General features: G+C 61.9%; 14 protein-coding genes. All 14 read right to left on the reverse strand.

Translation table 11 applies throughout. The features are described 5' to 3' along the window. Position 1: 1 nt before the first annotated feature. On the reverse strand, positions 2-319 hold the full coding sequence (gene rplX / locus AC5P67_RS20180) for a 50S ribosomal protein L24 (RefSeq protein ID WP_004154490.1): 318 nt from the start codon (positions 317-319) through the stop codon (positions 2-4). A 16-nt stretch (positions 320-335) separates the two neighbouring features. Continuing rightward, positions 336-704 (reverse strand): 50S ribosomal protein L14, encoded by a 369-nt coding sequence (rplN, locus tag AC5P67_RS20185; protein ID WP_004145357.1) that lies wholly within the window; start codon positions 702-704, stop codon positions 336-338. 11 nt (positions 705-715) lie between these two features. Then, positions 716-985 carry a 30S ribosomal protein S17 gene (rpsQ, locus tag AC5P67_RS20190; RefSeq protein WP_004154489.1) on the reverse strand — a complete coding sequence of 90 codons (270 nt, stop codon included), beginning with the start codon at positions 983-985 and terminating at the stop codon, positions 716-718. Between the two features lie 11 nt (positions 986-996). Beyond that, a complete protein-coding gene (rpmC, locus tag AC5P67_RS20195; RefSeq protein WP_004154487.1) occupies positions 997-1,182 on the reverse strand; it encodes a 50S ribosomal protein L29 in 186 nt (61 codons plus the stop codon). After that, positions 1,182-1,595 (reverse strand): 50S ribosomal protein L16, encoded by a 414-nt coding sequence (gene rplP / locus AC5P67_RS20200; protein ID WP_004154486.1) that lies wholly within the window; start codon positions 1,593-1,595, stop codon positions 1,182-1,184. The genes rpmC and rplP overlap by 1 nt, the downstream gene beginning before the upstream one ends. A gap of 5 nt (positions 1,596-1,600) precedes the next feature. Continuing rightward, positions 1,601-2,335, reverse strand: a complete 735-nt coding sequence (gene rpsC / locus AC5P67_RS20205; RefSeq protein ID WP_004145350.1) for a 30S ribosomal protein S3 — start codon at positions 2,333-2,335, stop codon at positions 1,601-1,603. Positions 2,336-2,353: 18 nt separating this feature from the next. Next, complete coding sequence (rplV, locus tag AC5P67_RS20210) at positions 2,354-2,689, reverse strand: 50S ribosomal protein L22 (protein WP_004145348.1); 336 nt, start codon at positions 2,687-2,689, stop codon at positions 2,354-2,356. Between the two features lie 12 nt (positions 2,690-2,701). Further along, entirely contained in the window at positions 2,702-2,971 is a 270-nt protein-coding gene (gene rpsS, locus AC5P67_RS20215; RefSeq protein ID WP_004154485.1) for a 30S ribosomal protein S19, read from the reverse strand. A 6-nt stretch (positions 2,972-2,977) separates the two neighbouring features. Further along, positions 2,978-3,805 carry a 50S ribosomal protein L2 gene (gene rplB / locus AC5P67_RS20220; protein ID WP_004145339.1) on the reverse strand — a complete coding sequence of 276 codons (828 nt, stop codon included), beginning with the start codon at positions 3,803-3,805 and terminating at the stop codon, positions 2,978-2,980. A 10-nt stretch (positions 3,806-3,815) separates the two neighbouring features. Continuing rightward, positions 3,816-4,115 (reverse strand): 50S ribosomal protein L23, encoded by a 300-nt coding sequence (gene rplW / locus AC5P67_RS20225; RefSeq protein ID WP_004145338.1) that lies wholly within the window; start codon positions 4,113-4,115, stop codon positions 3,816-3,818. After that, positions 4,112-4,717, reverse strand: a complete 606-nt coding sequence (rplD, locus tag AC5P67_RS20230) for a 50S ribosomal protein L4 (protein WP_004145337.1) — start codon at positions 4,715-4,717, stop codon at positions 4,112-4,114. Before rplD ends, rplW begins: the two co-directional genes overlap by 4 nt. Before the next feature lie 12 nt (positions 4,718-4,729). Continuing rightward, a complete protein-coding gene (gene rplC, locus AC5P67_RS20235; RefSeq protein WP_004145336.1) occupies positions 4,730-5,380 on the reverse strand; it encodes a 50S ribosomal protein L3 in 651 nt (216 codons plus the stop codon). An 11-nt stretch (positions 5,381-5,391) separates the two neighbouring features. Continuing rightward, entirely contained in the window at positions 5,392-5,703 is a 312-nt protein-coding gene (gene rpsJ / locus AC5P67_RS20240; protein WP_005408208.1) for a 30S ribosomal protein S10, read from the reverse strand. Positions 5,704-6,035: 332 nt separating this feature from the next. Continuing rightward, positions 6,036-6,234, reverse strand: a 199-nt coding sequence (locus AC5P67_RS20245) for an EF-Tu C-terminal domain-related protein (RefSeq protein WP_495213722.1), incomplete at its 5' end; no start/stop codon positions are given.

The raw sequence follows: 6,234 nt of genomic DNA on the forward strand, positions 1-6,234 counted from the left end.
CTCAGGCGTCGAGCGCCTCACCGCTGGAGCGGAACACACGCAGTTTGCGTCCATCCTCCAGCACCTTGAAGCCAACGCGTTCGCCCTTGCCCGAAGCCGGGTTCAGAACATTCACGTTGGAGATATGGATCGAAGCTTCGCGCTCGACCACGCCGCCGGCAACACCTGCCTGCGGGTTCGGCTTGGTGTGGCGCTTGACGATGTTCACGTTGGCGACGACCACACGGTCGCCGTCGACGCGGACGACTTCGCCCTGCTTGCCCTTGTCCTTGCCAGCGTTGACGACAACCTGGTCGCCCTTCTTGATACGGTTAGCCATGATTATCTCCTGTCGCTCACAGCACTTCGGGAGCGAGCGAGACGATCTTCATGAACTTCTCCGAACGAAGTTCACGGGTCACCGGCCCGAAGATACGGGTACCGATCGGCTCCTGCTTGCTGTTCAGCAGAACGGCAGCGTTGCCGTCGAAGCGGATCAGCGAGCCGTCGGCGCGACGCACACCCTTGCGGGTACGCACCACGACGGCGTCATACACTTCACCCTTCTTGACCTTGCCGCGCGGAATCGCATCCTTCACGGTGACCTTGATGATGTCGCCGATGCCGGCGTAACGGCGCTTGGAACCACCCAGCACCTTGAAGCACATCACCTGCTTGGCACCCGAATTGTCCGCGACGTCAAGGTAGCTCTGCATCTGGATCATGATTCAGCTCCTTATTCAGCCGCGCGCGTGATGACTTCCACCACGCGCCAGTTCTTGGTCTTGGACATCGGAGCAATCTCGGTCACGCGGACGACATCGCCTTCCTTGCAGGCGTTGTCGGCATCGTGGGCGTGCAGCTTCGTCGAGCGCTTGATGTACTTGCCGTACAGCGCGTGCTTGACCTGACGCTCAACCAGGACGGTAACCGTCTTGTCCATCTTGTTGCTGACGACACGGCCTTCGACCGTGCGCAGCGTCTTCTTTTCAGTATTGTCGCTCATAGCGGCCATCCTTACTTCGTGCTGCCGAGCAGGGTCTTGACGCGAGCAATCTCGCGACGGACCCGGCGAATGTCGTGGGTCTTCGGCAGCTGGCCGGTGACCTGCTGCATACGGACAGAGAACTGTTCCTTACGCAGGTCGATCAGGTGGGCCTTGAGTTCGTCAGCCGACTTTTCACGGAGAGTTTTGATATCCATCAGCGCACCGTACGGGTCACGAAAGTGGTGGTGACCGAGAGCTTGGCGGCGGCCAGGCGGAACGCCTCGCGAGCCACTTCCTCGGAAACACCCTCGATTTCATAGATCATGCGGCCGGGCTGGATCTGGGCCACCCAGTATTCCACGTTACCCTTACCAGAACCCATTCGGACTTCGATGGGCTTCTTGGTGATGGGCTTGTCGGGGAACACGCGGATCCACATCTTGCCGCCGCGCTTGACGTAGCGGCTGATCGAGCGGCGGGCCGCTTCGATCTGACGCGCGGTCAGCTGACCGTGTGCGGTTGCCTTCAGGCCGTATTCGCCGAAGCTGACAGCGTTGGCGCTCCAGCTCAGGCCATCGTTACGGCCCTTGTGTACCTTGCGGTACTTGGTTCGCTTGGGTTGCAACATTGTCGTTACCTCGCTTCACGGGCCGGGCGCTGACGGTCACCACGGTCGCCGCGATCATGACGATCGTTGCGCGACGGGGTGTCGTCCTGCTTTTCCTGGCCAACCTGGGAGAAATCGAAGACCTCGCCCTTGTAGATCCAGACCTTGATGCCGATGATGCCGTAGGTCGTCTTGGCTTCAGCGAAGCCATAGTCGATGTCGGCACGCAGGGTGTGCAGCGGCACGCGGCCTTCGCGGTACCACTCCGAACGGGCGATTTCTGCACCGTTGAGGCGGCCACCCACGTTGACCTTGATGCCCAGGGCACCCAGGCGCATCGCGTTGCCGACCGAGCGCTTCATTGCGCGGCGGAACATGATGCGACGCTCCAGCTGCTGGGCGATCGACTCGGCAACGAGCTGCGCGTCCAGTTCCGGCTTGCGCACTTCGGTGACGTTGATGTGCGCCGGGACGCCCATCATCTCGCTCACTTCCTTGCGCAGCTTCTCGATGTCCTCACCGCGCTTGCCGATCACCACGCCCGGACGGGCGGTGTGGATCGTCACGCGAGCGGTCTTGGCCGGACGCTCGATCAGGATCTTGCTGATGCCGGCCTGAGCCAGCTTCTTGCGCAGCATTTCGCGCACTTTCAGGTCGGCTGCCAGGTAACCAGCGAACTCGGCCTTGTTGGCGTACCACTTGGAGTTCCAGTCCTTGGAAATGCCGAGGCGGATACCAATCGGATGAACTTTATGACCCATGGTCTTTTCCTTATCCGCTTACTTGGCGGCGCCCACAACCACAGTGATGTGGCTGGTGCGCTTGAGGATGCGGGTACCGCGGCCTTTCGCCCGCGCCATGAAACGCTTCAGGGTCGGACCTTCATCAACCATGATGGTCTGAACCTTCAGCTCGTCGACGTCGGCGCCCTGGTTGTTCTCGGCGTTGGCAATAGCCGACTCCACCACCTTCTTGATCAGGTGGGCAGCCTTCTTGTCCGAGAACTTCAGCAGGTTGACCGCACGCTCGGCCGGCAGACCGCGCACCTGGTCAGCGACCAGACGAGCCTTCTGCGGGGAGATGCGCGCAGTGCGCAGGATGGCTTTCGCTTCCATTGTCATCTCTCCTTACTTGCCCGACTTCTTGTCACCACCGTGACCCTTGAAGGTCCGGGTGATGGCAAATTCGCCGAGCTTGTGGCCGACCATGTTCTCGTTGACGAGAACCGGGATGTGGTTCTTGCCGTTATGCACGGCAATGGTGACGCCTACCATGTCAGGCAGGATCATCGAACGGCGCGACCAGGTCTTGATCGGCTTCTTGCTGCCCGCAGCGGCCTCCACCTTCTTGACGAGGTGGTGATCGACGAACGGGCCCTTCTTGAGTGAACGTGCCATGGTCGATTAGCCCCTACGATCGCGGACGATGAACTGCTGAGTGCGCTTGTTATGGCGCGTCTTGTAACCCTTGGTCGGGACACCCCACGGGGTGACCGGATGCGGGTTACCCTGGCCGGCCTTCGCCTCACCACCACCGTGCGGGTGGTCAACCGGGTTCATGGCAGCACCACGAACGGTCGGGCGGACGCCGCGCCAACGCTTGGCACCGGCCTTGCCCAGCTTTTCCAGGCTGTGCTCGTCGTTGCCGACTTCGCCGATGGTGGCGCAGCACTCGACCGGAACCTTACGCATTTCACCCGAGCGCAGGCGCAGGGTGGCGTAGATGCCTTCGCGAGCCACCAGCTGCACGGCCGCACCAGCGGCGCGAGCGATCTGAGCGCCCTTGCCCGGCTTCAGTTCGATGCAGTGGATGGTGGTGCCGACCGGGATGTTGCGCAGCGGCAGGGTGTTGCCAGCCTTGATCGGGGCATCCGAACCAGCGATCACCTGATCACCGGCCTTCAGGCCCTTCGGGGCGATGATGTAGCGACGCTCACCGTCGACGTAGCACAGCAGAGCGATGTGCGCGGTGCGGTTCGGATCGTATTCGATGCGTTCCACGCGCGCCGGGATGCCCAGCTTGTTGCGCTTGAAGTCGATGATGCGGTAGTGCTGCTTGGCACCACCACCGACGTGACGCACGGTGATGCGGCCATGGTGGTTACGACCACCCGAGCGGCTCTGCGACTCGACCAGCGCAGCGTGCGGAGCACCCTTGTGCAGGTCGGGAGTGACCACGCGCACGGCCGAACGGCGGCCGGGGGAAGTGGGCTTGAATTTCATCAATGGCATGGGATGTACCTCAGGCCTTGGCCGTTACATCGATCGACTGGCCATCGGCCAGGCGAACGTACGCCTTGCGCCAATCGCCGCGGCGGCCAGCACGGTTACGGAAGGACTTGTTCTTGCCCTTGACGTTGACCACGTTGACGGCTTCGACCTTGACGTCGAACAGCTGCTCAACCGCGGCCTTTACATCGGCCTTGGTGGCTTCGTTCGAAACTTCGAAGACATACTGGTTGGAGAGTTCCTGCAGGCGCGCGGTCTTTTCGGAGACACGCGGGGCACGCAGCACGCTGAAGATTTTTTCGTTGCTGTTCATGCCAGCCACTCCTCGACCTTCTTGACCGCGTCAGCGGTGATGACGACCGTGTCGGCACCCACCAGCGAGACCGGATCCAGACCCTGGACGTCACGCACCTGCACGTACGGCAGATTGCGGGCGGACAGGTACAGGTGCTCGGACGCTTCTTCGGTGACGATCAGCGGGCGCTTGCCCACTTCCAGGCCGGCCAGCTTGGCGATCAGACCCTTCGTGTTGGTCACTTCGACGTCGAAGGACTCCACGATGGTCAGACGGCCCTGACGGTTCAGCTCGGACAGGATCGCGCACATGGCGGCACGGTACTGCTTACGATTGACCTTCTGCTCGAAGCTGCGCGGCTTGGCCGCGAAGGTGACACCGCCGCCGACGAAGATCGGAGCCGTCAGTGCGCCATGACGCGCGCCGCCGCCCTTCTGCTTCTTCGACTTCTTGGTGGTACCAGCCACTTCGGAGCGAGTCTTCTGTGCCTTGGTGCCGGCGCGACCGGCGTTGCGGTAGGCAACGACGACCTGGTGGACCAGATCTTCGCTGAAATCGCGACCGAACACGGCGTCGGAGACCGAGACCTTGTTGTTGCTACCCGTGATAACGAGTTCCATCGTCATCTCTCCTTATGCCTTGCTCGCCGGACGGACGATCACGTCGCCACCCGCCGCGCCCGGAACGGCGCCGCGAACGGCGATCAGACCGCGCTCGACGTCGACCTTGACCACTTCCAGGTTCTGGGTGCTCTGCTGCACCGCACCCATGTGGCCCGACATCTTCTTGCCCGGGAAAACGCGACCCGGGGTCTGGCGCTGACCCAGCGAACCCGGCGCGCGATGCGACAGCGAGTTACCGTGGGTTGCATCGCCCATACGGAAGTTGTGGCGCTTGATGGTGCCCTGGAAGCCCTTACCCTTGGTGACACCCTGGACGTCGACGATCTGGCCGACTTCGAAGATGTCCGCCTTGACTTCGCCGCCAACGGCGAAATCGCCGAGCTGCGCGTCTTCAACGCGGAATTCCCACAGGCCACGACCCGCTTCCACCTTCGCCTTGGCGAAGTGGCCGGCTTCCGGCTTGTTGACCAGGGCAGCGCGACGCGCGCCGACGGTCACCTGCACGGCGCTGTAGCCGTCGGTTTCGACGGTCTTGATCTGCGCGATGCGGTTCGGGGTTGCTTCGATCAGGGTCACCGGGATGGAGCGGCCATCTTCAGTGAACACGCGGCTCATGCCAGCCTTGCGGCCCACGAAGCCCAACGAATACTTCTTCGTCATGGTCGTAGTCCTCAGGTCAGCTTGATCTGAACGTCGACGCCGGCAGCCAGTTCGAGCTTCATCAGCGCGTCCACGGTCTTGTCATTCGGGTCAACGATATCGAGCACGCGCTTGTGCGTGCGGGTCTCGTACTGGTCACGCGCGTCCTTGTCGACGTGCGGGGAAACGAGAACGGTGTAACGCTCGATCTTGGTCGGCAGCGGGATCGGGCCACGCACTTGCGCGCCGGTCCGCTTTGCCGTTTCAACGATCTCGCTGGCCGAACGGTCGATCAGACGATGATCGAACGCTTTCAGCCGGATCCGGATCTTTTGGTCCGCCATGGCGGTAGGTTCCTTCGTTAAAAGAGCGACAGACAAAGCCTCTGGGTTGCTTTGCCCCATGAAATTCCTGAATACGGACGGCCCGCACTCCTGCAGGCCGCCAAGGTCAATCCATAGACCTCAAAAACGTAGGCAGACCAGTTTCCCGGCCTGCCCAGACGTAGAAGCATAATGGCACGCAAGGCAGCTGTCAACAGTCGCCTGTTGACGCCGCCTGAATGGCATTGACCCTTCCTGGTCCGGGGAACACAAGGCACATCCTGTGCCTGCTTTCCCATTTGATACGCCCCGATGCCCTACCCAGGCAACATCGGGGCGCAGATACTACCAGATTACTCGATGATCTTCGAGACCACGCCGGCGCCGACGGTACGGCCGCCTTCGCGGATAGCGAAGCGCAGGCCTTCGTCCATTGCCACCGGGTTGATCAGGGTGACGACCATCTTGACGTTGTCACCCGGCATCACCATTTCGACGCCTTCCGGCAGAGCAGCTGCGCCGGTGATGTCGGTGGTGCGGAAGTAGAACTGC

It is taken from the genome of Stenotrophomonas sp. YJH_SMC_21 (assembly GCF_059369555.1).

What these genes read in the sequence shown, in the direction of transcription:
- rplX (WP_004154490.1), bottom strand. Translation starts at nt 319, where the DNA reads ATGGCTAACCGTATCAAGAAGGGCGACCAGGTTGTCGTCAACGCTGGC.
- rplN (WP_004145357.1), bottom strand. Translation starts at nt 704, where the DNA reads ATGATCCAGATGCAGAGCTACCTTGACGTCGCGGACAATTCGGGTGCC.
- rpsQ (WP_004154489.1), bottom strand. Translation starts at nt 985, where the DNA reads ATGAGCGACAATACTGAAAAGAAGACGCTGCGCACGGTCGAAGGCCGT.
- rpmC (WP_004154487.1), bottom strand. Translation starts at nt 1,182, where the DNA reads ATGGATATCAAAACTCTCCGTGAAAAGTCGGCTGACGAACTCAAGGCC.
- rplP (WP_004154486.1), bottom strand. Translation starts at nt 1,595, where the DNA reads ATGTTGCAACCCAAGCGAACCAAGTACCGCAAGGTACACAAGGGCCGT.
- rpsC (WP_004145350.1), bottom strand. Translation starts at nt 2,335, where the DNA reads ATGGGTCATAAAGTTCATCCGATTGGTATCCGCCTCGGCATTTCCAAG.
- rplV (WP_004145348.1), bottom strand. Translation starts at nt 2,689, where the DNA reads ATGGAAGCGAAAGCCATCCTGCGCACTGCGCGCATCTCCCCGCAGAAG.
- rpsS (WP_004154485.1), bottom strand. Translation starts at nt 2,971, where the DNA reads ATGGCACGTTCACTCAAGAAGGGCCCGTTCGTCGATCACCACCTCGTC.
- rplB (WP_004145339.1), bottom strand. Translation starts at nt 3,805, where the DNA reads ATGCCATTGATGAAATTCAAGCCCACTTCCCCCGGCCGCCGTTCGGCC.
- rplW (WP_004145338.1), bottom strand. Translation starts at nt 4,115, where the DNA reads ATGAACAGCAACGAAAAAATCTTCAGCGTGCTGCGTGCCCCGCGTGTC.
- rplD (WP_004145337.1), bottom strand. Translation starts at nt 4,717, where the DNA reads ATGGAACTCGTTATCACGGGTAGCAACAACAAGGTCTCGGTCTCCGAC.
- rplC (WP_004145336.1), bottom strand. Translation starts at nt 5,380, where the DNA reads ATGACGAAGAAGTATTCGTTGGGCTTCGTGGGCCGCAAGGCTGGCATG.
- rpsJ (WP_005408208.1), bottom strand. Translation starts at nt 5,703, where the DNA reads ATGGCGGACCAAAAGATCCGGATCCGGCTGAAAGCGTTCGATCATCGT.